The organism is Aromatoleum sp. (genome assembly GCF_035254505.1).
Classification (GTDB): domain Bacteria; phylum Pseudomonadota; class Gammaproteobacteria; order Burkholderiales; family Rhodocyclaceae; genus Aromatoleum.
This window is the reverse complement of sequence record NZ_DATFAO010000073.1, coordinates 1-21938: the sequence shown is the minus strand read 5'-3', so window position 1 is coordinate 21938 and position 21938 is coordinate 1. Positions and strand designations below refer to the sequence as shown.

Below are 21938 nucleotides of genomic sequence, written 5' to 3'. Positions count from 1 at the left end.
GTCCCTGAACGACTCCTCTCGGCGACATCGATTCGTCATCCTTCGGAACATCTTGCCGTCAGCGCTTGTCTTGCAGAGACAAGTAAAAACCAACCGCCGGATCAGCGACCGGCCAAAGTGACCCCATGGACCACAATGTCTCGTTGATCACGACGCTCGCCGTCGCGTTCGGGCTGGCGCTGATACTCGGTTTCGTCGCGGAACGGATCAAACTGCCCGCCCTCGTCGGCTATCTGCTTACCGGCATCATCATCGGCCCGGCAACGCCTGGATTCGTCGCGGATGTGAATACCGCCGCCCAGCTGTCTGAAATCGGCGTGATGCTGCTGATGTTCGGCGTCGGCCTGCATTTTTCGATCGACGATCTCCTCGCCGTCAAGCGCATCGCCCTGCCGGGGGCGGTGGTCCAGATGGGACTGGCGACCGCGTTGGGCGCCGGCATGGCGTTGTGGTGGGGATGGAGTTTCGGGGCCGCACTCATCCTGGGGCTGTCACTGTCCTGCGCAAGTACCGTGGTTCTGCTGAAGGCGCTTGAGGCGCGGGGCCTGCTGGACACGATGAACGGCCGGATTGCCGTGGGATGGCTGGTCGTCGAGGATCTGGCGACCGTCCTGGTGCTGGTGCTGCTGCCGCCGCTTGCCGGCGTGCTCGGCGGGGACGCGGGCGCGGCCGCCGGCGCGCCCTTGTGGCGCACGATCAGCCAGACGCTGCTGCAGATCTCGGCCTTCATCGCGCTGATGCTGATCGCAGGACGTCGCGCCCTGCCGTGGTTCCTGTGGCAGGTCGCCCGCACCGGGTCGCGGGAGCTCTTCACGCTTGCGGTGATTGCCGCCGCCATCAGCATTGCCTACGGCGCCGCGGAGCTCTTCAGCGTCTCGTTCGCACTGGGCGCCTTTTTCGCCGGAATGGTGATGCAGGAATCGCAGTTCAGCCACCGCGCAGCCGAGGAGTCGCTGCCCTTGCGCGACGCCTTTGCGGTGCTCTTCTTCGTCGCCGTCGGCATGCTGTTCGACCCGGCCGTGTTGATCGAGCACCCCTGGCAGGTCCTCGGCGTGGTGGCGATCATCATCGTTGGCAAGTCGCTCGCGGCAATGCTGCTGGTGATCGCCTTCCGCTATCCGCTCAACACGGCGCTGACGGTCGCGGCGAGCCTCGCGCAGATCGGCGAGTTTTCGTTCATCCTGGCGGCGCTGGGGATGTCACTCGGTCTGCTGCCCGCCGAAGGGCAAAGCCTGGTGCTCGCGGGCGCGCTGATTTCGATCGCGCTCAATCCGCTGGTGTTCGCCTCGGTGGCGCCATTCCGAGCCTGGGTTCTCGAACGCTCGCCCGTTGCGCGCCGCCTCGAACAGCGCCAGGACCCCTTAGCCGAATTGCCGATGACGACGGAACGCGGATACCTCGACGGGCAGGTCGTGCTCGTGGGCTACGGCCGCGTCGGCCGCCGGATCGCGGAAGCGCTCGATCAGCGCGGGGTGCCCTATGTGGTGGCGGAGCAGAACCGCGACCTCGTCGAAGGCCTGCGCCACCAGGGAATTGCCGCGGTATCGGGCGACGCTGCCGACCCCGCCGTCCTGATCCAGGCCCATGTCGCGGAGGCTGCGATGCTTGTCATCGCAACGCCCGACCCGGTGAACGTGCGCAGCATGGCGAACACGGCGCGCACGCTGAACCCGGATATCGAAATCGTCCTGCGGACGCATAGCGAAGACGAGTCGAAGCTGCTCGCCAAGGAAGGAATCGGCACCGTTTTCTTCGGCGAGGAGGAGCTTGCGAAGGGCATGATGAATCATGTGCTGCAGCGTTTCGCGGCCGACACGTCCATCAGCGCGCACGATCACGTCCCGCGCGCCCAGCATGCATGATCCGCCTCAGTCGTCGAACCGCTGGCGATACACTGAAGACGCCTACGATACCTGCTCACAATTCGATCACGGCTCGCGCGCTCTAACCTCCGGAGACAAGCTGAAGGGTCCGCTTGTAGGCCGGAAGACGCGGTCCGCCGATAAGCACGGCCCGCTCGGCGGCTTGCCGCGCAGCGGCACCCTGCCCTCGCTCGTGCAGGATCTGCGCAAGGTTGTTCCACGCATCCGCCGAATCGGGGTGATCGGCGGTCGCCTGCCGGAAGGCGGTTTCCGCGGCTTTCTTGTCACCGCGCCGGTACGCGGCATTGCCGAGCCCGATGCGGGCGACGAGATTGTGCGGCCAGGCGCTCGCGGCCGTGCGATAGGCACGCTCCGCGGCAAGGGGGGTCGTCCGCTCCAAGGCGACCGCGGCGGCGACAAAGTCTTCCTCGTTGGCCGTGGCAGGGAGTTGGTCAGGCGGCAGCGCAACGAATGCCCAGCGGCCGGACTTGGCCCAGCTGCGATCGAAGTCGTCGATGTCCATCACGAGACGCTTCTCACGCCCGGAGCGCAGGACGATCTGCCGCGCCGACAGGTCGTATCCGACGGCGACGGCGTAGTGCCACTCGGGCGCCCAGTCGAAGCGCAGGTTCTGCAGGACGACGACGGGATGGCCCACCGCCAGTTCCTTCAGCAGCGTCCGCGGTTCGGGTGCGAGGCGATAGGCCACGGCGCCCGAACGGCGGGCGGCGGCCATCATCTCCGGCTGCAGACTGCCTTGCCGGGCCGGGATGTAGACCTCGTCCCGAAGTTCGTCCGGAGTGCGCCGGATGCCCGCGCTCCCCAGGGCAGTCGCCAAGGCCGCCGGGCCGCACTGGTAATCCTCCTGTGGGAAGAAAGGTGCGTCCTTTCTCTCGGCCCATTCGGGGAACGGGTCGGCAGGAGGATTACCCCAGTCTCCCAGCGGGAGGCTCTGGCAGGCGGCCAGGCTCAGGGCCGTAGCGGCACTCAGGCAGAGTGAACGGAACTTCACATCAGAGGGCGATCGCAACCAGGATGGCGACCAGCACGATCAGGATCCACTCGGTTGTCGTGAGATTACCGCCGGCCGGCATCGAATCGATGCGCTGGGCGAGCGCGTGGATTTCTTCCTGGTCGAGCGCCGCGACACGATCGGTGGCGGCAACGCCATCCACCCCCATGGCCTGCAGGCGTTCCTTGACGCTTGCCTGTTCCATGAACTGCAGCACCTTGGCGCGCTCGGCATCCGGCGATTGCTGGCTGGCGACATCCGGGGTGGCGACCATTTCGGCGCGCAGGGCAGGCGCTTGGAAGCCAAGAGCGAGTGCAAGCAGCGCAGTCGGGACGACGCGGGCGGAAGTCTTCTTCATGGTGTTCTCCTTCTCTGTCGGTGAACATGCATTCGTTCGACTTGTGATCATCGCAAAAAATTCAATTGGCAGATTGCGTTCAACGTAAATGAGCTCGTATCCGGCATTTTTCGGCGACGATTGAAACATATTGAAACCATTCTGCTACGAACCCGACGGCATCACGACGTAATCCCTTCCTCCGTCCATCCCCGTCGGCATTGCTCGATCGCGAGTGCGGCGGTGATGAGGCCGGAGTGGCTGAAGGCCTGGGGGAAGTTGCCGAGGGCTTGGCCGCTGACCGGGTCGTATTGCTCGGAATAGAGACCCAGATCGTTGGCGAAGCCGAGCAGGCGCTCGAAGAGTTGCGTGGCTTCGGCGAGTTTTCCGGCTCGGGCGAGGAAGTCGACGACCCAGAAGCTGCAGACCACAAAGACGTTCTCCCGCCCGGCGACGCCATCGAAGCCCGCGTCGGGCGGGTAGCGGTAGAGGAGGCCATTGAGGGAGAGCCGGTCGGTGATGTACCGGTAGGTGCCGTCCATGCGGCGATCTGTTGCGCGCGCAAAGCCGTAGCGGGCCATGAGCAGCAGGCTGGCGTCGGGTTCGCTGCCGCCGAAATAGGCGACGTAGCTCCCGAGCTCTTGATTGAATCCGTGCTCTTCGATCGCGTGGCGGATGCGTTCGCGTTCCACCCCGACACGCGCTTCGTCGATACCCAGGTCGATCAGGCGATGCAACGCGATCAGCCGGTCCAGCGCGACCCAGCACATGAGCTTGGAGTAGGTGTAGTGCTTGGGTCCGTTGCGTGTCTCCCAGATGCTTTGGTCGGGCTCACCCCACTGACGGCAGACGGTATCGCCGAGGCCTTCGAAGAGGCGCCTTTCCCTCGCCGTCAGCCGCCCGCCGCGACAGACGAAGCGATACGCCGTCTGGATCACTTCGCCGTAGATATCCAGTTGCAGCTGGCCATGGGCCGAATTTCCGACGCGTACCGGACCGCTGCCCCGATACCCTTCCAGATGCGGGAGGATGATTTCGTCCGACACGGGCTCGCCATTGACGTCGTACAGGGGCAGCAGCAGCGGCTTTCTCGCGACGTGCAGCAGCCAGCCGAGAAAGGCCTGGCTTTCGCTCGTGAAGCCGAGATCGACAAAGGACTGCAGCAATAGCGAGGTGTCGCGCAGCCAGCAGTAGCGATAGTCCCAGTTGCGGCCACTGCCGAGGGATTCGGGCAGGGAGGTCGTCGGCGCCGCGACAACCGCGCCGGAATCGCGGTGGGCCAGGAGGCGCAGCGTGAGGCAACTGCGCACCACAGCGTCGCGATACGGCCCTTGGTAGGAACATTGTTCGTACCATTTTTCCCACGAACGGATCGTCTCGCGCATGCGGGCGTGACTGCGCCGCAGCGCATGGTCGGCGTCCACGGGGGCGCTCGCATGGATCAGCGCAAACCGGCGTGCTTCGCCGGCCGACAGGCGGCAGGCGCCGACGAGGCTGGCGGCGTCGGGCGAGGGCGCAAGCTCTGTGTCAGTGGCAAGTTGCACGGTCGCGTCCACCGTCTGCAGGGACCAGATGAGGCCGTCCAGGGATTCGATTCGCGGAATGTGGCGGGCGTAGTCGGGCCGCGGTTGATAGAAGACGTCGACGACGACCTCCCCCGCGCGGCATTCGGCGAGCCGTATCAGCTCATGGCGCGAGTCGTCGGTCGTCGTCATCGGCATGAAGTCGGTGAGGCTGAGGATGCCGGTCGTGCAATGGAAGAGGGTTTCCAGCACGGCGCTGTAGCTGACGTAGCGCCTTTCGACCCGCACGACGTCACGCGGGCAAATCCTGAACCGGCCGCCTCTTGCGTGATCGAGCAAGGCTGCCAGGAGCGAAGGTGAGGAAAAATGTGGCCAGCACAGCCAATCGACCGAACCGGTCAGCGAAATCAATGCGGCGCTTTCGCTGTCGCCGATCAAGGCGTAATCGGCGATCGGTTCGTAATCGGCTGCAGCGCCCTGCCCATCGGGAATCGTATCGACCTTGTTCACGAGCTTCGTGGAGCAAGAAGCGAACCGACCGACCCACGCAGCCACCGCTAGTTGCCGCAGCGAAGAAAGGCCGTCCAGGCACGTTCAGACCAGAAATTCTTACAACAGGCGGATCTTTCGGCGGTAGCTTTTACCGTTCTGCGCCTACCGGCCGTACGGCACGTGCATTGCAGCCTTCGGGCAGTGCGCGTGCTTTGCGGAGAAGAATCATGGCTGCGACGGTTGGCGATTTCCTGCTCAAACGGCTGTCGGAATGGGGCGTCCGGCGCGTCTTCGGTTATCCGGGGGACGGTATCAACGGCATCATGGGCGCATTCGGCCGTTTCGGCGAAGGCATGCAGTTCGTGCAGGCGCGCCACGAGGAGCTCGCGGCCTTCATGGCCTGCGCGCATGCCAAATTCACGGGCGAAGTCGGCGTGTGCCTCGCCACCTCCGGGCCGGGGGCGATCCATCTGCTCAATGGCCTGTACGACGCGAAGCTCGATCACCAACCGGTGCTGGCCATCGTCGGGCAGCAGAAGCGCGCGGCGCTCGGGGGCGATTATCAGCAGGAGGTGGACCTGCTCTCGCTCTTCAAGGACGTGGCGCACGAGTACGTGCAGATGGTGGTCGTGCCGGAACAGGTGCGCCCGGTGGTCGATCGGGCGATGCGCATCGCGCGCGACCGACGCGCTGTGACCTGCCTGATCTTTCCGAACGACATACAGGATCTGCCCTACGAGGAACCGCCGCGCGAGCATGGAACGGTTCATACCGGTATCGGCTATACCGGGATGCGCTTCCTTCCCGGCGAGGACGACCTGAGGCGTGCGGCGGACGTGCTGAACAAGGGGCAGAAGGTCGCGATGCTGGTCGGGGCCGGTGCCCTGCATGCGACCGACGAGATCTTCCAGGTCGCGGAGCTCCTCGGTGCGGGGGTCGCGAAGGCGCTGCTCGGCAAGGCGGCGGTCCCGGACGATCTGTCCTTCGTGACCGGCTCGATCGGGCTCTTGGGGACCAAGCCGAGCTGGGATCTGATGAACGGCTGTGACACGCTGCTGATGGTGGGATCGGGCTTTCCGTATTCGGAGTTCCTGCCGGCGGAGGGCAAGGCGCGAGGCGTGCAGATCGACATCGATCCGCGCATGCTCAACCTGCGTTACCCGATGGAGGTGTGTCTCGTCGGCGACAGCAAGGAGACGCTGCAGGCGCTGATTCCGCATCTCGTCGCGAAGAAGGACCGGAGCTGGCGCACGGAGGTCGAAAAGGGCGTGGAGCGCTGGTGGCGGGTGCTGGAGGCGCGCGCGATGAACGCGGCCAAGCCGATCAATCCACAGCGCGTGTTCTGGGAGCTGTCGCCGCGGCTGCCGGACGACTGCATCCTGACCTGTGACTCGGGATCGGCGGCGAACTGGTATGCGCGGGACCTGAAGATGCGGCGCGGGATGATGGCGTCGCTGTCGGGCGGCCTCGCGACGATGGGGCCCGCGGTGCCCTACGCCATCGCTGCGAAATACGCCCACCCGGGCCGCCACGTGATCGCCTTGCTGGGCGATGGGGCGATGCAGATGAACGGCATCAACGGGCTCATCACGATCGCGAAGGTGTGGAAGCAATGGGGCGATCCCGCGATGACGATCGCCGTGCTCAACAACGGGGACCTCAATCAGGTCACGTGGGAGCAGCGGGCGATGGAAGGCGATCCGAAGTTCGTGCCGTCGCAGTTCGTGCCCGATTTCGCCTACGCGGAATATGCGGAACTGCTCGGCCTGAGGGGCATTCGCGTCGACGACCCGGAGGCGATCGGGCCGGCCTGGGACGACGCGCTGTCGTCGAATCGTCCAACCGTGCTGGAGTTCGTCACGGATCCGGACGTGCCGCCCCTGCCCCCGCACATCACGCTCAAGCAAACGCGCGAATACCTTTCCGCGCTGCTGCATCGCGACCCCGACGCGATGGGCATCATCACGGCGAGCTTCAAGGAGAGCTGGGATTCGCTATTCCCGCCGGGCAAGGGCAAGACGGGTTGAGCGGCGGCGATGGGGACGCGGGACAGCACGGCCACGATCGACTCGGTGTCGGTGGAGAGCTATACGATCGCCACCGACAAGCCCGAATCGGACGGCACGCTGGAATGGCGCGCGACGACGCTGGTTGTGGCGCGCGTCGCGGCCGCAGGCCAGGAAGGATTGGGATTCGGCTATGCCGATACGGCCACCGCTCAGCTGATCCATGACCGCTTCGTTCCCCTGCTCGTCGGCGCAGAGGCCTTTGCGATCAACGCGCGCTGGCAGGACATGGCGGTCGCGATCCGTAACCTCGGGCGGCCCGGGATCTGCTCGATGGCGATTTCGGTCGTGGACACGGCGCTTTGGGATCTGAAGGCGAAATGCCTGGGACTCTCCGTCGCCGAACTGCTGGGGCCGGCCCGTTCGTCGATTCCCGTATACGGCAGCAGCGGCTTCACGAGCTACTCCATCGATGAGCTTCAGGAGCAGTTCGGGGGATGGGCGCAGCAGGGGTTCGGAAAGGTCAAAATGAAGGTCGGCCGCCAGCCCGAAGCCGATATCGAGCGGGTGCGGGCCGCGGCCCAGAGTGTCGGACGCAACGTCGAGCTCTTCGTCGATGCCAACGGCGCCTACACACGCAAGCAGGCGCTGCGCTTTGCCGAATGCTTTGCCGACGAGGGCGTCGTCTGGTTCGAGGAGCCGGTCTCGTCGGACGATCTCGCGGGGCTTCGTCTGCTGCGCGATCAAGGCCCGGCGGGGCTCGCGATCAGCGCGGGCGAGTACGGCTACGACCTGCCCTACTTCCGGCGCATGCTCGAAGCGCAAGCGGTGGACATCCTGCAAGCCGATGCGACCCGCTGCGGCGGCATCACGGGCTTCATGGGTGTGGCCGCGTTGTGCGAGGCCTTCAACGTGCCGCTGTCCAGTCATTGCGCCCCATCGCTGCACATTCCACTGTGCTGTGCCGCCCGTCCGGCGGTGCATCTCGAGTATTTCCACGACCACGCGCGCATCGAGCACATGCTCTTCGACGGCGCACTCGACCCTGTCGCCGGCTCCCTTTCCCCGGCACTGGGGCGCCCCGGGCTCGGCCTGGTCTTCAAGGAGCAGGACGCGCAATGCTTCAGAAACTAGTGGAGGACGAGCCCGCGGCAGAGGGGCCGGCAGTGGATGCGAAGGCGCTCGCGAGCGCGCTGCGCGGCGCGATCGACGGCGAAGTACGCTTCGATGACGGTAGCCGCGCGCTTTACGCGACCGACGCATCGAACTACCGACAGGTACCGATCGGCGTCGTCATCCCGCGGACGATGAATGACGTGCTGCGGACCGTCGAGATCTGCCGGCAGCATCGCGCGCCCATCCTGTCGCGCGGCGGCGGCACGAGCCTGTGCGGGCAATGCTGCAACGTCGCCGTCGTGATCGATTTTTCGAAGCACCTCAACCGCATCCTCGAAATCGATCCCGTGGGCAGGACGGCGCTGGTCGAGCCCGGCGTCGTCCTCGATGATCTTCGTGACGCCGCGAACCGCCACGGTCTGACCTTCGCTCCCGATCCGGCCACACATACGCACAACACGCTGGGCGGGATGATCGGCAACAACTCCTGCGGCCCGCATTCCGTGATGGGCGGCGAGACGACGCACAACGTGGTCGAGCTCGACGTGCTCACCTACGAGGGCGAGCGCCTGCGTCTGGGCGCGACGAGCGAGGAAAGCTACCAGCGCATCCTCGCCGAGGGCGGGCGTCGTGCGGACATCTACCGGCAGCTGCACGCCCTGGCCGCACGCCATGCGGATGAAATCCGGCGACGCTTTCCGCCAATCCCGCGCCGCGTCTCCGGCTACAACCTGCCGGCACTGCTGCCGGAGAACGGCTTCAACCTTGCGCAGGCGGTCGTGGGCTCGGAAGGCACCTGCGTCGTGGTCCTCGAAGCCAGGCTGCGGCTCGTCGACTGGCCGCCGGCCCGCTCGCTGCTCGTGCTCGGCTACCCCAGCGTCTATGAAGCGGCGGACCATGTGCCGGAAGTCATGCAGTCGGGCCCCATCGCGGTCGAAGGCATCGACGATCGCCTCGTCGAGGACATGAAGACCAGCCACATTCATCCGCAGTATGCGAACCTGCTCCCCGAGGGCGGGGGCTGGCTGCTGGTGGAGTTCGGCGGCAAGGACAAGACGGAATCCCACGCGCAGGCGAAACAGCTGATGGAGCATCTCCGCCAGGCAGAAGCGCCGCCGACGATGAAGCTCTACGACGACGCCCGCGAGGAGGAGCAGGTCTGGAAGATCCGCGAGTCGGGTCTGGGCGCGACCGCCCACGTGCCGGACAAGACCATCACCTGGGAGGGCTGGGAAGACTCCTCGGTGCCACCCGAGAACCTCGGCAAGTATCTGCGCCAACTGCGCAGCCTCTTCGAACAGTACGGCTACGAGTGCGATCTCTACGGCCATTTCGGCCAGGGCTGCGTCCACACCCGCATCGATTTCGACCTCGAGACCGCCGCGGGCATCGCCAAGTACCGCGAGTTCATCCACGCGGCGGCGCGCCTCGTCACTGGCCTGGGGGGCTCGGTGTCGGGCGAGCATGGCGACGGCCAATCGAAGGCCGAGCTGCTGCCGATCATGTTCGGCCAGGAAATCATGCAGGCCTTCCGCGATTTCAAGGCCATCTGGGACCCGGAGAACTGCATGAATCCGGGCAAGATCATCGACGCGCCGCGCGCCGACCAGCACCTGCGCCTGGGGACGTCCTACGATCCGCCCCAGGTCGAAACCGCCTTCGCCTACATCGCGGACCAGCACGACTTTGCGCGGACCGTCCTGCGCTGCGTCGGCGTCGGGGAATGCCGCAAGAAGAAGGGCGTGATGTGTCCGAGCTACATGGCGACGGGCGAGGAGATGCACTCCACGCGCGGGCGCGCGCGGCTCCTCTTCGAGATGCTGCGTGGGGAGACGGTCCGCGAGGGCTGGCGCGAACCGGCGGTCAAGGAAGCGCTGGATCTGTGCCTCTCGTGCAAGGGCTGCAAGGGCGAGTGCCCGGTGCACGTCGACATGGCCGCCTACAAGGCCGAGTTCCTCTTCCACTACTACGAAGGCCGGCTGCGTCCGCCCGCTGCCTACGCTTTCGGCCTGATCGATCGCTGGGCGCGCCTCGCGTCGCACGCGCCCGGCTTCGTCAATTTCCTGTCGCAGCACCAGCCGTTTGCCGGCCTCGCCAAGCGCGTGGTCGGCATCGCGTCCGAACGGCGGATTCCCCTCTTCGCCGAGCAGAGTTTCGCGAGCCGCTTCCGCATCCGTTCGCAGCGCGCATCCGGCAAGCGCATCCTGCTGTGGCCGGACACTTTCAACAACTACTTCCAGCCCGACGTCGCCCAGGCTGCGGCCGCAGCGCTGCTGGGCGCCGGCTTCGACGTCCAGGTGCCGCCGGGGCACGTATGCTGCGGGCGCCCGCTGTACGAGTTCGGCATGCTGGACCGCGCGCGCAGCTACCTGCTGGATATCCTGGAACGACTGGATGGCGACATCCGCGCGGGCACGCCGATCGTCATGCTCGAACCGGCCTGCCTGACCGTCTTCCGCGAAGAGCTGCCCGAGATTCTTCCCGGCAACGAGCAGGCGAAGCGCCTCGCCCAGCAGTCCTTTCTCCTCAGCGAATTCCTCGCGCAGGAGGCGCTGGACCACGCCTTCGGAGAGCTCAGGCGCAAGGCGGTCGTCCACGCGCATTGCCACCATAAGGCGGTCATCAAGTTCGACGCCGAGGAAGCGATGCTGAAGAAGCTCGGTCTGGACTTCGAGGTCCTCGACTCCGGGTGCTGCGGGATGGCGGGTTCCTTCGGCTTCGAAAAGCAGAAGTACGACGTCTCGATGCGATGCGGGGAGCGCGTGCTGCTACCCGCGGTCCGCGCGGCTGCGGCCGACACGCTGATCGTCGCGGACGGCTACAGCTGCCGGGAACAAATTTTGCAGACTACCGGACGCCGTCCCCTGCATCTTGCCCAGTTGCTGCAGCTGGCGATGCAGGGCCCGGAGCAAACGAGCTGAAGGAGGTCCCCATGAAAACAGAACTGGACCTGCCGACCGTCGGTTTGATCGCCGGTACACGCGGCATGCTGGGCGCCGGAATCGGGCTCTTGCTCGCTGATCGTCTCAGCGCAGAACAACGCCGGACTGCCGGCTGGACGCTGCTTGCCGTCGGTGCGCTCACCACCGTGCCCCTGATTCTTCAGGTCCTGGACCGGCGTGTCGACGAGCACGAAACATGAGGGCGCGCACATGGTAACGATAGGCCGGCGCCGTTGGGCGATCGCCGAGGGCTACCTCCCGCCGGGCGGGGAGGATGACAGCTACGAGCTCAGGAGCCACGAAGCCGCCTGCATCCTCAACGCGGGCGACGTCGACGCGCGGGTGGAGATCACCTTGTTCTTCACCGACCGGGAGCCCGTCGGCCCCTATGTCGTCGTGGTGCCGGCGCGGCGCACGCTGCACCTGCGCTTCAACGAACTGCGCGAGCCGGAGCCGGTGCCGGTGAATACGCCCTACTCCAGCGTGTTCGAATCCGACGAGCCCGTCGTCGTGCAGCATACTCGGCTCGACTCGCGGCAGGCGGCGCTGGCGCTGCTGACGACGATTGCCTACGGCGACGACTGATTCACCACGCCGTCGCGGCTGACACCGCGAGCAGCACGAGGAGCCCGAGCGTCACCGCGAGCGCATTCCAGCGATGCGTGCTCCACCACAGCTCCCGGCTGGATGAGGACGCCCGGTCGTCGAAACGGCCGTGGGCGCCCCGGTCGCCTGGCATGGGCGCGTAGAGATTGTCGGCGCGCGGCCCGTCGCGCTCGTCGGTGAGCTGACCATCGTAGGCTTTGAGCGCTAGGCGGCGATCCAGGAAGCCGGGCAGGATGCGCGTGCCGAGGATCGCTTCGACCGCGGGGAGGCCGACCCACAGTTCGCGCCGGCGATGCGTGGCCGCCCAGTAGATGCCGCGCGCGGCGATCTCCGGCTGGAAGATCTTCCCCAGCGGCTGAGGCCGCTTGCCCATGCAGTTGCGCGCCCAGTCGAATTGCGGGGTGTTGAAGGCCGAGAGCTGGACCATCGTCAGATGCACACGGCTTTTGTCGTGAATGAGCTCGGAGCGCAGCGAGTCGATATAGCCCCGGATCGCGCTCTTCGCGCCGCAGTACACGGACTGGAGCGGAATCGAGCGGTAGGCGAGCGCCGACCCGACCTGGACGATGGTGCCGGCGTTGCGGGGTTTCATGCGCCTCAGCGCCGCGAGGATGCCCCACACCGAGCCGAAATAGGTGACGGAGGTCGCACGCACGAAGTCCTCGGAGCTGACGCGAAGCGCATCGCAGAACACGGTCGCCATCGCGTTGTTGACCCAGACGTCGATCGGCCCCCATTCCCGCTCCACGCGCTCGGCGGCCGCTTCCACCTGGGCCTGCTCGGCGACGTCGGTGGGAATCACCAGCGCCTCGCCGCCCGCCGCCTCGACGTCTCGACGTGCCCCCTCCAGCCCTTCCGGACTGCGCGCGAGGAGCGCCACCCGCCAGCCCTGGCGGCCAAATTCGATCGCCGTCGCGCGCCCGATTCCGGCGGACGCACCCGCAATCACCACAATTTTCCTCACCATGAACTCTGCCCCCACTGCGCGCCGGACAGTTGCCGCGGCATCTGCCATGGCGCGGGGTCGTCCGCCCGGTTCCGATAGTCGGTCGCCGACAGTCCGAAGAGGACCGCCAGCATGAACAGCGCGACGGCGGCAGTCATGCGCACCAGGGCACTGGCGTCGCGCAGATGCATGAAGAAGACCGCGACCAGCAGCGCCTTGACGGCGGCGATCGTCAGGTTCGCCGCACTGTTCCACACGCCCAGCCGCAGATAGGCGCTGCCCACCGAAGCGGCCAGCAGAAGGAGCAGTACCGCGAGGATCACGGCATTGCGCCGGACAGGCGGCTTCCTGTGCTTCATCAGCCGCTGCGCTCCACGAGGTAGAGGATGGGGTAAAGGAAGATCCACACCGCATCGACGAAGTGCCAGTACAGACCCGCCACCCTCAGCCGGGCGGAGAGCGAGACCGGATCGGCGACGCGACCGAGGGCGACTGCGAAGGCGAGAAGGATGGCAATACCGATGATGAGGTGCGCCGCGTGCAAGCCGGTCATCGCAAAATAGAGCAGGAAGAAGTATTGCTCGCCCTTCGGCAATGCGGAGCCGGCACCGGGGAACAGGCCCTCCTGCCAGTCGTTCGAGTATTCGATCCCCTTGATCGCGAGGAAGGCGATCCCGAGCGCAATCGCGGCATGGAGCATGATGGCCGCAAACCGGTGCGCGCCGCGTTCGAGCGCGTCGACGGCGTTGGCGACGAAGAAACTGCTGGTGAGAAGAATTCCGGTGTTGACCGTTCCCAGCACGACGTCGGTCTCGCGGCTGCCCGCGGCGAAGGCATCGGAAAGATGCAGTCGCCCGTACCCGTAGCCGAGGAAAAGCGGGCCGAAGAACATCAGCTCCGTCGCGAGGAACACCCACATGCCCAGGGTCGCGGCGCGGTGCTGCTGGATTTCGGTGCTGAACTGGGGGGCGACGGGTAATGTGATCATGGCGGCGCAATCTCCCCTTCAGGACGATAGTCGTAAGGCTCGCGAGTCACTTCCGGCGGGTGCTCGAAGTTTTCGGTGGGCGGCGGAGATGCCGTCTGCCATTCGAGACCGGTCGCGCGCCACGGATTGGAGGTCGCACGCTCGCCACGGAAGATCGACCATGCGAGATAGGCGAGCGGCAGCAAATAGCCGACGGCGAGGATGGATGCGCCTGCCGAGGACAGCACGTTCAGCACCGTGAATTCGTCCGGGTAGGCGTGGTAGCGCCGCGGCATGCCCTGCACGCCCAGCAGGTATTGTGGAAAGAAGGTGAGGTTGAAGCCGACAAAGACGATGACGGCCGCGACCTTGCCCCAGATCTCCGGGTACATGCGCCCGCTGATCTTCGGCCACCAGAAATGCACGCCGCCGAAGTAGGCCATCACCGAGCCGCCGACCATGATGTAGTGGAAGTGGGCGACGACGAAGTAGGTGTCGGTGAGATGCACGTCCAGCGCGAGCGACGCGAGGTAGAGCCCGGTCAGGCCGCCGATCGTGAAGAGGCCCACGAAGCCCAGCGCGTAGAGCATCGGCGCGGAGAAGCGGATCGAGCCCTTGTAGAGCGTCGCCGTCCAGTTGAACACCTTGATCGCGGAGGGAATCGCGACCAGGAAGCTCAATAGCGAGAACACGAGGCTGGCATACACCGACTGGCCGCTGACGAACATGTGGTGGCCCCACACCAGGAAGCCGATGATCGCGATGCCGAGGATCGCATAGGCCATGAAGCGGTAGCCGAAGACCGGCCTTCTCGCGAAGCACGGGATGATCTCGCTCGCGACCCCCATCGCCGGCAGGATCATGATGTAGACCGCGGGGTGCGAATAGAACCAGAAGAGATGCTGGAAGAGCAGCGGATCGCCGCCGAGCGCGGGGTTGAAGATACCGACCTGGAAGATGCGCTCGATCGCGAGCAGCACCAGCGTCATCGCGAGCACCGGCGTCGCGAGCACCAGAATCAGGCTCGTCGCATAGTTGGCCCAGACGAAGAGCGGCAGCCGGAACCACGTGAGACCCGGCGCGCGCATCGTGTGCACGGTGACAATGAAGTTGAGTCCCGTGAGGATCGACGAGAAGCCGACGACGAAGACGCCGAGCAGCGTCAGCACCACGTGGGAGTTCGAGAACAGCGTCGAGAACGGCGTGTAGAAGGTCCAGCCGGTGTCGACGCCGCCGAGGAAGAGCGCCGTGATGATCATCACGCCGCCCGCGACGTAGATGTACCAGCTCGCGAGATTCAGGCGAGGAAAGGCGAGGTCGCGCGCGCCGATCATCATCGGCATCAGGAAGTTGCCCAGCGCCGACGGGATCGACGGGATCAGGAAGAGCCACACCATGATCACGCCGTGGGCGGTGAAGAGGCGGTTGTAGGTGTCGTCGCTGACGAGGTCGCCTTGCGCCGTCGCGAGCTCCAATCGGATCAGCGTCGCCGCCGCACCGCCGACGAAGAAGAAGGTCGTGATCGCGGCGAAGTACAAGAGCGCGATGCGCTTGTGGTCGCGCGTCGTGAGCCACGATGCGAGGGTATAGCCGTCCGTGAGGTAGTTGTCGGCCATTTTGCTCACGCTCCGGGCATCGAGCGGATGTACTCGATGATCGCCATCAGCTCGTCCTCCGCGATCTGCCCGACGAAGGACGGCATGATCGGCTCGAAACCCGCGACGACATCGCGGTTCGGCAGCAGCACGGAATCGCGGATGTAGGCTTCGTCCGCGACGAGGCTGCGCCCGTCGGCGAGATGGACGCTGCGGCCGAGCAATCCCGCGAGATCCGGCGCATGAACGGTCGAGCGCGGATCGTGGCAGCCGCTGCAGCCGTAGCGTCGGAAGAGCGCGAAGCCGCGGGCGGCAATGCCGGAGGTGGGGCCGCCGGACTCGAGCCAGCGGGCGAAATCCGCCGGCGCCATCGCGACGATCCGCCCGCCCATCGCCGCGTGCTGGGAGCCGCAGTATTCGGCGCAGAAGAGGTGGTAGTTGCCGGGGCCCGTGGCCGTGAACCACAGGCTGCTGTAGCGCCCGGGAACGACGTCCTGCTTGATGCGGAAGGCGGGCACGAAGAAGCTGTGAATGACGTCCTCGGAAGTCATCACGAGCCGCACCGGGCGTCCGACCGGCACGTGCAGCTCGTTGATTTCGCGCCGGCCGCCTTCGTGTTCCAGCTTCCACATCCACTGCTTCGCGACGACGAAGATCGGCATCGCATCGGCCGGCTGGCGCCGCAGTTCCGCGTAATCCGCCCCTGCCCACAGAAAGATGCCGGCGAAGATCACGAGCGGTACGACGATCCAGCCGATCTCCAACGCACGATTGCGTGTCGGCGGATTGCTGCGGTCGACGGAGGCGCCCTCGCGGTACCGAATCGCGAAAACGACGATCAGGACGGCGATCGCGAGCGCGACGAATCCGCACAAGGCGGACAAGGTGAGGAAAATTGTGTCGACGCGGCCTGCCATCGTCGACGCAGCCGGGGGCAGAAGCTCGAAAGCGCTCATGCCCTCCTCCCCCGCGGTCTCCCCCTTCGCCACACCCACCCGGCCAAGCCGAGGGCGCAGAGCAGGCAGGCCGCCCTGACCGCGGCCATCGCCGCCAAGGTATAGCGACCGGTGGCCGGGTCGTAATGCGAGCACAGGAGCAGCAGGCGGTCGCTGACGGCGCCGACACGACCGGCGGAGGCCTCCGTCAGCGCGAGCCGGACGTCCCGCGGGTCGAAGCGGACCCCAGAGAAATAGCGGGAGACTCGGCCGTCCGGCGCCACCACGATGAATCCGGCCGGATGCATGTACTCGCCTCGCGCCTCGTCCCATGCGTAGCGGAATCCGGCGCTGGCGGCGATGCGCTTCGTGGCCTCGGCGTCTCCGGTCAGGAAGTGCGCATCCGCGACGAGAGGTCGGAAGGCCTCCGTCCTGCGTCGCGCCGCAGCGGCCGTCTCCCGTGGATCGATGCTCACGGCGACGAACCGGTAGGCGGCAGCGGGAAGATCGCTGCGGGCGAGGCTCTCGACGACGCCATCGAGCAGCGTGCTGCAGAGGTTTCGGCACTCGAAGTAGCCGAGCACGAGCACGACCGGCACGCGCCCGAAATACTCGCCGAGGCGCACCGCCCGGCCCGTTTCGTCCATCAAGCTCTGTTGCAGCGGCAGGACCGCGCCCGGCTGCTGCGCGAATTCAAGCCCGGGCGGCATCTCTCCCGCCGCCGCGGACAGTCCGGTCAACATCAGGCAAAGGAGCAGGCAGACGCGCCTCACGGCCGCCCTCCCCGCTCGTCCGGCGCTGACCTGTCATGCGCGCGCGCGGCGGCGATGTCCATCGCGACCGAGACGGGAATCCTCGCGATTTCCGCCCGCGGGTCGATCCAGCCGTAGCTTTCGAGCAGCTGCTCCTTCTCGGCCACATACGCCGCCCGGTCATCCTGCGGAGCCGGGCGCTGACGCGGCGATGCGGATTCGACGATCGGGCCTGCATCGGCGAGCTCACGCACCTGCCACAGGCGGACGAGTCCTGCGACCAGCGCGACGACCAGAATGAGGATCGCGGCGAGGATGGCGGCGACGGCGAGAATCCGGCCCGGATGGACGTCGCGGGGCTCGGGCCGATGCTCGGTGAGACGGAGTTTCGGATCATCCATGATGTGCGCTCCGCATTTCGCGGTGGCCTCCTGTCAGCGGAAACAACCCGTAGCCCAGGGCCAGGAGCCCGGCGGCCGACAAGGGAAGCAGCCACGTCAGCTGCCACCCTTCCATCTGCGGGACCGACGGCAGCACCAGCCACCACACGTCGAGCAGATGCGCCGCGAGGAGGCCGGATGCAGTCCACGCGAGACGGCGCGGCGAATCCTTCACGGCCCGGAAAAGAAGCAGCAGCAGGGGCGCCGCGAACTGGACCATCGCGAGGATCACCCCGAGCACGAGCCAGCCGCCATCGCGTCGCACGACGTACCACGCGATCTCGTGCGGCAGGTTCTCCGACCAGATGACCAGGAACTGGGTGAAGGCGAGGTAAGCCCAGGTCATCACGTAGGCGAGCAGGAAATTGCCGATGTCGCGCCTCACTTGGGCCTCGAGCGCGGCCGTCGCCGCGAAGATCGCCGCGAAGGCCATCCCGGCGAGGATCTGGCCCATCGCGACCAGCAGCCCGAAACTGCTCGAATACCAGAGCGGCATCAGCGACATGATCCAGTCGACCGCCGCCACGCTGATCGAGAAGCCGTAGAGCACAAGCGCTGCAGCCGCGAACCCGCGCGAACGTTCCAACCCCGGCTGACGACTCGCCCACGCCAGGAGGTTCCATAGCACGAGCAAGGCCATGGCGCGCAACGCAAAGTATTCCGGCTGCAGCCACACGCTCTTGAATCCCGGCGCCTCGACCTCGCCTGCGAGGGCGATCGGGTCGACGGCCCATGGATACAGGTCGGACACGCCCACGAGCACGGGCAGGAACAGCACGCTCAGCCAGGGCAGCATCCGCCCGAGTTGCAACAGCGGAGCCCGAATCGCCTCTCCCCACGCACCGCCCGTGAGGGTGTGAATCCAGACATTGGCGAGCCCGCCGAGGACGATGCCCAGGCAGTAGAACCACGTCGCGAGCCATACAGCGAGAAAGGCGCTTCGGGCAATCCACCATGCCGGCAGGCAGCCCGCCAGCAGCAGGGCGCCCAAGGCACAGGCCGAGGAAGACGCGGGCCCTCTCATCGCCCCTCTCCCGCCGCCTGTGCGAGTTCCCGCCGAACCTCGTCCGGCAGCTCCGCGGCCTTCGCCCCCTGGCTCAGCTGCAGCGCACGAATGTAGGCGACGATCGCCCAACGATCCTCCGGCCTCACGCGATCCGCGTAGGGATACATGACCCCATAGCCGCGCGTGATGACCTCGAAGAAATGGCGGTCCGGCGCGCTGCGCAGTCGCTCGATGTGGAAGGACGGCGGCGCGGGGAAGCCGCGGCGCACGATCAGCCCGTCGCCGTCGCCGACTGGACTGTGGCAAGGCTGGCAATAGATCGTGAAGCGCTCCCGCCCCCGTTCCAGGACGGCGCGCGTCACTGCGTACGGAATGCCGGCCGCCGCCGTCGCAGCCCGGTCCCGCTCCACGTCCTCGGTCCCCAGACGACCGCTGCTCGTGCCGGCGAAGGGTCCGTCGGCATGCGGCGCCGTTCCCTCCGGCGTCGTGCGCGCCGAACTCCCGTCGGCGAACAGGCTGCTTTCCGCAAAGGGCTTGTGGCGCGGCTGGTCGTACATGTCCTGCATGGACTTTTCGCAGCCGACGACGGTGAGGCACGCGCCCGCCAGCAGCGCAGGAAGGGACCTCATTGCGGCACCTCCCACACTTTCATCGCCTGCTGGGCCTCGAGGAAGGCGCGCGCGTCACCGACGTCGAATCCGACCGGCCCCGGACGCAGGCACAGGAAGAATCGATTGCGCGTCGCGAGGTCGAATTCGCGGATTTCGAACAAGGGGTGGCGCAGGCAGGGCAGGCCGTTCGCCGCGAGCATGCCGACGACGGCGGCCAGGGCAGCCCCGAGGAGGGTGACCGCGAAGACTGCCGGGACGAAGGCCGGCCAACTGTCGAGCGGCCTGCCGCCCGCATTGATCGGATAGTCCACGACGGCGGAGTACCACTGGAGCGCATACGCCCCGACGCCGCCCAGCAGCCCGCCGACGAAGGTGACGAACGGCATGCGGTTGCGCGTGAAGCCGATGGCGTCGCTCAGGCCTTCGATGGCAAAGGGGCTGTAGGCCTCGACGAAATGGCCTTCGCGATGCGCTTCGCGGGCGGCCGCGAGCAGGCCGTCGGCAGTCGCGAATTCGGCGAGGACGCCATAGAGACCTGCCGGCTTCATCGCGCCTCCTCCACGCTCTCGCGCACGAGCTGGCGCATCTCGGCAATCGAAATCGCCGGGAGCAGGCGCAAGAACATCAGGAAGAGCCAGACGAAGAAGGCGAGCGACCCGAAGAGGAAGGTCCAGTCCCAGAAGGTCGGATAGAACATCCCCCAGGCCGAGGGCATGAAGTCGTGATGCAGGCTCGACACGACGATCAGGAAGCGCTCCATCCACATGCCGAGGTTCACGAGGATGCTGATCGCGAAGAGCGCCGCCACGTGCCGCCGTACCGCACGCCACCACAGGAGCTGCGGCACGAGGACGTTGCAGGCGAACATGGACCAGTACACGGGCGCATAGGCGCCCTGCCATCGATCCAGGACGATCGCGATCTCGTAGCGGTCGCCGCTGTAGAAGGCCGTGAAGATCTCGGCAACGTAGCTGTAGATCACGATCCAGCTCGTCGCGAGCAGGACTTTCGCGGCGTAATCGAGATGACGCCCGGTGATGAAGTCCTCCAGCCCGAACGCCCGACGCAACGGAATCGCGAGGCTCAGCACCATCGCGAACCCCGAGAACAACGCCCCCGCGACGAAATACGGCGGGAAAATCGTCGAATGGTAGCCGGGCGTGTTGCCCACCGCGAAGTCGAGCGACACGACCGAATGCACCAGCACGACGAGCGGCGTCGCCAGTCCCGCCAGCAGCAGGTAGGCGTGCTCGTAGCGCGCCCAGTGCCGCGCCTCGCCGCGCCAGCCGAGTGCTGCGATGCCGTAGGCGAAGCGCTTGAAGGGCGTGGCCGCGCGGTCGCGCAGCGTGGCGAGATCCGGGATCAGCCCGACGTACCAGAAGAGCAGCGACACCGTGAGGTAAGTGCCGATCGCGAAGAAGTCCCACACCAGCGGACTGCGCCATTGCGGCCAGACGTTCATCACGTCCGGGTACGGAATCAGCCAGTAGAAGAACCACGGCCGCCCCAGATGCAGGATCGGGAAGATCCCCGCGATCGAGGCGGCGAAAAGCGTCATGCTCTCGGCAAAGCGGTTGATCGAGGTCCGCCAGCGCTGCCGCAGCAGGAAGAGCACGGCCGAGATGAAGGTGCCGGCATGGCCGATGCCGATCCACCAGACGAAGTTGCCGATCGCGTAGCCCCACGCGACGGGGATATTCACGCCCCAGAGGCCCACGCCGACGGCGAAGAGCCAGGCCGTCGCACCGAAGAAGACGAGGGTCCCCGCGAGCGTCGTCACGAAAAGCAGCCGCCACGGCCAGCGGTGAGGGCGCGTCAGGACGATGTCGGCGATCTTGTCGGTGATGCTGCCATACTGCCAGCCCGCCTTCAGCACCCCGATGTCGCGCGAAACGGCGACGTCGCCCGTCCCGGATCGGTCGACGGCAGGCATCGCTACGCCCCTTCCTCGTGCAAGCCGGGGTCGGGATTGACGACTCGGACGCGATAGCTCGTGCGCGGTCGCGTGTTGAGCTCATCGAGCATCGCGTAGTCGAGCGACGACGCCTTCGCGCGCCTCACCCGGCTCGCGGGATCGTTGAGATCGCCGAATACGATCGCGCGCGTCGGGCACACCGCCTCGCAGGCCGTCACGACCTCGCCGTCCGCAATCCGCCGGCCCGCCTCTTCCGCCGCCACCCTCGCGCGCGTGATGCGCTGCAGGCAGTAGTTGCACTTCTCCATCACGCCGCGCTGGCGCACCGTGACTTCGGGATTGCGTCCGGCCTTCAGCGACTCGGTCCGCGTATCGGAGTACTGCAGGAAATTAAAGCGCCGTACCTTGTACGGGCAATTGTTGGAGCAGTAGCGCGTGCCGATGCAGCGGTTGTAGACCTGGACGTTGATCCCTTCGCTGTCGTGCACAGTGGCCCCGACCGGGCACACCGCCTCGCAGGGCGCGTTCTCGCAGTGCATGCAGGGCACCGGCTGAAACAGGATCGGTGCCGTCTCGCCGGGATCCGGGAGATAGCGGTCGACGCGGATCCAATGCATCTCCCTGCCCCGCATCACCTGGTCCTTGCCGACGACCGGGATGTTGTTCTCCGCTTGGCAGGCCGACATGCAAGCGTTGCAGCCGATGCAGGTGTTCAGGTTGATCACCATCGCCCAGGCGTGGCCGGGCTCCTGCTCGGTGAGGACCGGCAGCGATCCCGGCCGGCGCTCCACCTCCGCCTCGTGCGGGCGGCGCCCGACGACCTCTTCCTTGTAGCCCGGATAGAGCGTGTCGCCCGGCCCCGGCTCGTGGGCGTG

At 66.4% G+C, this 21938-nt stretch carries 21 protein-coding genes; 6 read left to right on the top strand and 15 right to left on the bottom strand.

What is annotated here, in order from left to right:
• Nucleotides 1-125: 125 nt before the first annotated feature.
• Entirely contained in the window at nucleotides 126-1862 is a 1737-nt protein-coding gene (locus VJ673_RS14645; protein WP_324126869.1) for a cation:proton antiporter, read from the top strand.
• A gap of 82 nt (nucleotides 1863-1944) precedes the next feature.
• Here the strand turns inward: VJ673_RS14645 and VJ673_RS14640 are convergent, their stop codons facing one another.
• From VJ673_RS14640 to VJ673_RS14630, 3 genes are all read right to left on the bottom strand, one after another.
• A complete protein-coding gene (locus tag VJ673_RS14640) occupies nucleotides 1945-2874 on the bottom strand; it encodes a PA2778 family cysteine peptidase (RefSeq protein ID WP_324126868.1) in 930 nt (309 codons plus the stop codon).
• 1 nt (nucleotide 2875) lies between these two features.
• On the bottom strand, nucleotides 2876-3232 hold the full coding sequence (locus VJ673_RS14635; RefSeq protein WP_324126867.1) for a PA2779 family protein: 357 nt from the start codon (nucleotides 3230-3232) through the stop codon (nucleotides 2876-2878).
• 161 nt (nucleotides 3233-3393) lie between these two features.
• Entirely contained in the window at nucleotides 3394-5244 is a 1851-nt protein-coding gene (locus tag VJ673_RS14630; protein WP_324126866.1) for a glycoside hydrolase family 15 protein, read from the bottom strand.
• Nucleotides 5245-5453: 209 nt separating this feature from the next.
• On the opposite strand from VJ673_RS14630, the gene VJ673_RS14625 reads away from it, so the two are divergent.
• The 5 genes from VJ673_RS14625 to VJ673_RS14605 are packed head-to-tail and all read left to right on the top strand — an operon-like array spanning nucleotide 5454 to nucleotide 11875.
• Nucleotides 5454-7253: a thiamine pyrophosphate-requiring protein gene (locus VJ673_RS14625; RefSeq protein WP_324126865.1), complete on the top strand. Its 1800-nt coding sequence runs from the start codon at nucleotides 5454-5456 to the stop codon at nucleotides 7251-7253.
• 9 nt (nucleotides 7254-7262) lie between these two features.
• The gene (locus tag VJ673_RS14620) at nucleotides 7263-8366 is read left to right on the top strand and encodes an enolase C-terminal domain-like protein (protein WP_324126864.1); all 1104 of its coding nucleotides are present in this window, start codon (nucleotides 7263-7265) and stop codon (nucleotides 8364-8366) included.
• Nucleotides 8351-11269: an FAD-binding and (Fe-S)-binding domain-containing protein gene (locus tag VJ673_RS14615; RefSeq protein WP_324126863.1), complete on the top strand. Its 2919-nt coding sequence runs from the start codon at nucleotides 8351-8353 to the stop codon at nucleotides 11267-11269. The genes VJ673_RS14620 and VJ673_RS14615 overlap by 16 nt, the downstream gene beginning before the upstream one ends.
• An 11-nt stretch (nucleotides 11270-11280) precedes the next feature.
• Nucleotides 11281-11490 carry a hypothetical protein gene (locus tag VJ673_RS14610; RefSeq protein ID WP_324126862.1) on the top strand — a complete coding sequence of 70 codons (210 nt, stop codon included), beginning with the start codon at nucleotides 11281-11283 and terminating at the stop codon, nucleotides 11488-11490.
• A 10-nt stretch (nucleotides 11491-11500) separates the two neighbouring features.
• On the top strand, nucleotides 11501-11875 hold the full coding sequence (locus tag VJ673_RS14605; protein ID WP_324126861.1) for a sensory rhodopsin transducer: 375 nt from the start codon (nucleotides 11501-11503) through the stop codon (nucleotides 11873-11875).
• A 1-nt stretch (nucleotide 11876) separates the two neighbouring features.
• Here the strand turns inward: VJ673_RS14605 and VJ673_RS14600 are convergent, their stop codons facing one another.
• The 12 genes from VJ673_RS14600 to VJ673_RS14545 form a co-directional block, all read right to left on the bottom strand.
• Nucleotides 11877-12863, bottom strand: coding sequence for an SDR family oxidoreductase (locus VJ673_RS14600; RefSeq protein WP_324126860.1), 987 nt, complete (start codon nucleotides 12861-12863; stop codon nucleotides 11877-11879).
• Nucleotides 12857-13201 carry a cytochrome C oxidase subunit IV family protein gene (locus VJ673_RS14595; protein ID WP_324126859.1) on the bottom strand — a complete coding sequence of 115 codons (345 nt, stop codon included), beginning with the start codon at nucleotides 13199-13201 and terminating at the stop codon, nucleotides 12857-12859. Before VJ673_RS14595 ends, VJ673_RS14600 begins: the two co-directional genes overlap by 7 nt.
• Nucleotides 13201-13830: a cytochrome c oxidase subunit 3 gene (locus VJ673_RS14590; RefSeq protein WP_324126858.1), complete on the bottom strand. Its 630-nt coding sequence runs from the start codon at nucleotides 13828-13830 to the stop codon at nucleotides 13201-13203. The genes VJ673_RS14595 and VJ673_RS14590 overlap by 1 nt, the downstream gene beginning before the upstream one ends.
• On the bottom strand, nucleotides 13827-15425 hold the full coding sequence (gene ctaD / locus VJ673_RS14585) for a cytochrome c oxidase subunit I (protein WP_324126857.1): 1599 nt from the start codon (nucleotides 15423-15425) through the stop codon (nucleotides 13827-13829). The genes VJ673_RS14590 and ctaD overlap by 4 nt, the downstream gene beginning before the upstream one ends.
• Before the next feature lie 5 nt (nucleotides 15426-15430).
• Nucleotides 15431-16360, bottom strand: coding sequence for a cytochrome c oxidase subunit II (gene coxB / locus VJ673_RS14580; RefSeq protein WP_324126856.1), 930 nt, complete (start codon nucleotides 16358-16360; stop codon nucleotides 15431-15433).
• Nucleotides 16357-17112, bottom strand: a complete 756-nt coding sequence (locus VJ673_RS14575) for an SCO family protein (RefSeq protein WP_324126855.1) — start codon at nucleotides 17110-17112, stop codon at nucleotides 16357-16359. The genes coxB and VJ673_RS14575 overlap by 4 nt, the downstream gene beginning before the upstream one ends.
• Nucleotides 17109-17492 (bottom strand): hypothetical protein, encoded by a 384-nt coding sequence (locus VJ673_RS14570; protein WP_324126854.1) that lies wholly within the window; start codon nucleotides 17490-17492, stop codon nucleotides 17109-17111. Before VJ673_RS14570 ends, VJ673_RS14575 begins: the two co-directional genes overlap by 4 nt.
• On the bottom strand, nucleotides 17485-18555 hold the full coding sequence (locus VJ673_RS14565) for a hypothetical protein (protein WP_324126853.1): 1071 nt from the start codon (nucleotides 18553-18555) through the stop codon (nucleotides 17485-17487). Before VJ673_RS14565 ends, VJ673_RS14570 begins: the two co-directional genes overlap by 8 nt.
• Entirely contained in the window at nucleotides 18552-19166 is a 615-nt protein-coding gene (locus VJ673_RS14560) for a c-type cytochrome (protein ID WP_324126852.1), read from the bottom strand. The genes VJ673_RS14565 and VJ673_RS14560 overlap by 4 nt, the downstream gene beginning before the upstream one ends.
• The gene (locus VJ673_RS14555; protein WP_324126851.1) at nucleotides 19163-19696 is read right to left on the bottom strand and encodes a DUF3341 domain-containing protein; all 534 of its coding nucleotides are present in this window, start codon (nucleotides 19694-19696) and stop codon (nucleotides 19163-19165) included. Before VJ673_RS14555 ends, VJ673_RS14560 begins: the two co-directional genes overlap by 4 nt.
• A complete protein-coding gene (gene nrfD, locus VJ673_RS14550; protein WP_324126850.1) occupies nucleotides 19693-21081 on the bottom strand; it encodes an NrfD/PsrC family molybdoenzyme membrane anchor subunit in 1389 nt (462 codons plus the stop codon). The genes VJ673_RS14555 and nrfD overlap by 4 nt, the downstream gene beginning before the upstream one ends.
• Nucleotides 21082-21083: 2 nt before the next feature.
• The coding region (locus tag VJ673_RS14545; RefSeq protein ID WP_324126849.1) for a 4Fe-4S dicluster domain-containing protein at nucleotides 21084-21938 on the bottom strand (855 nt) is incomplete at its 5' end.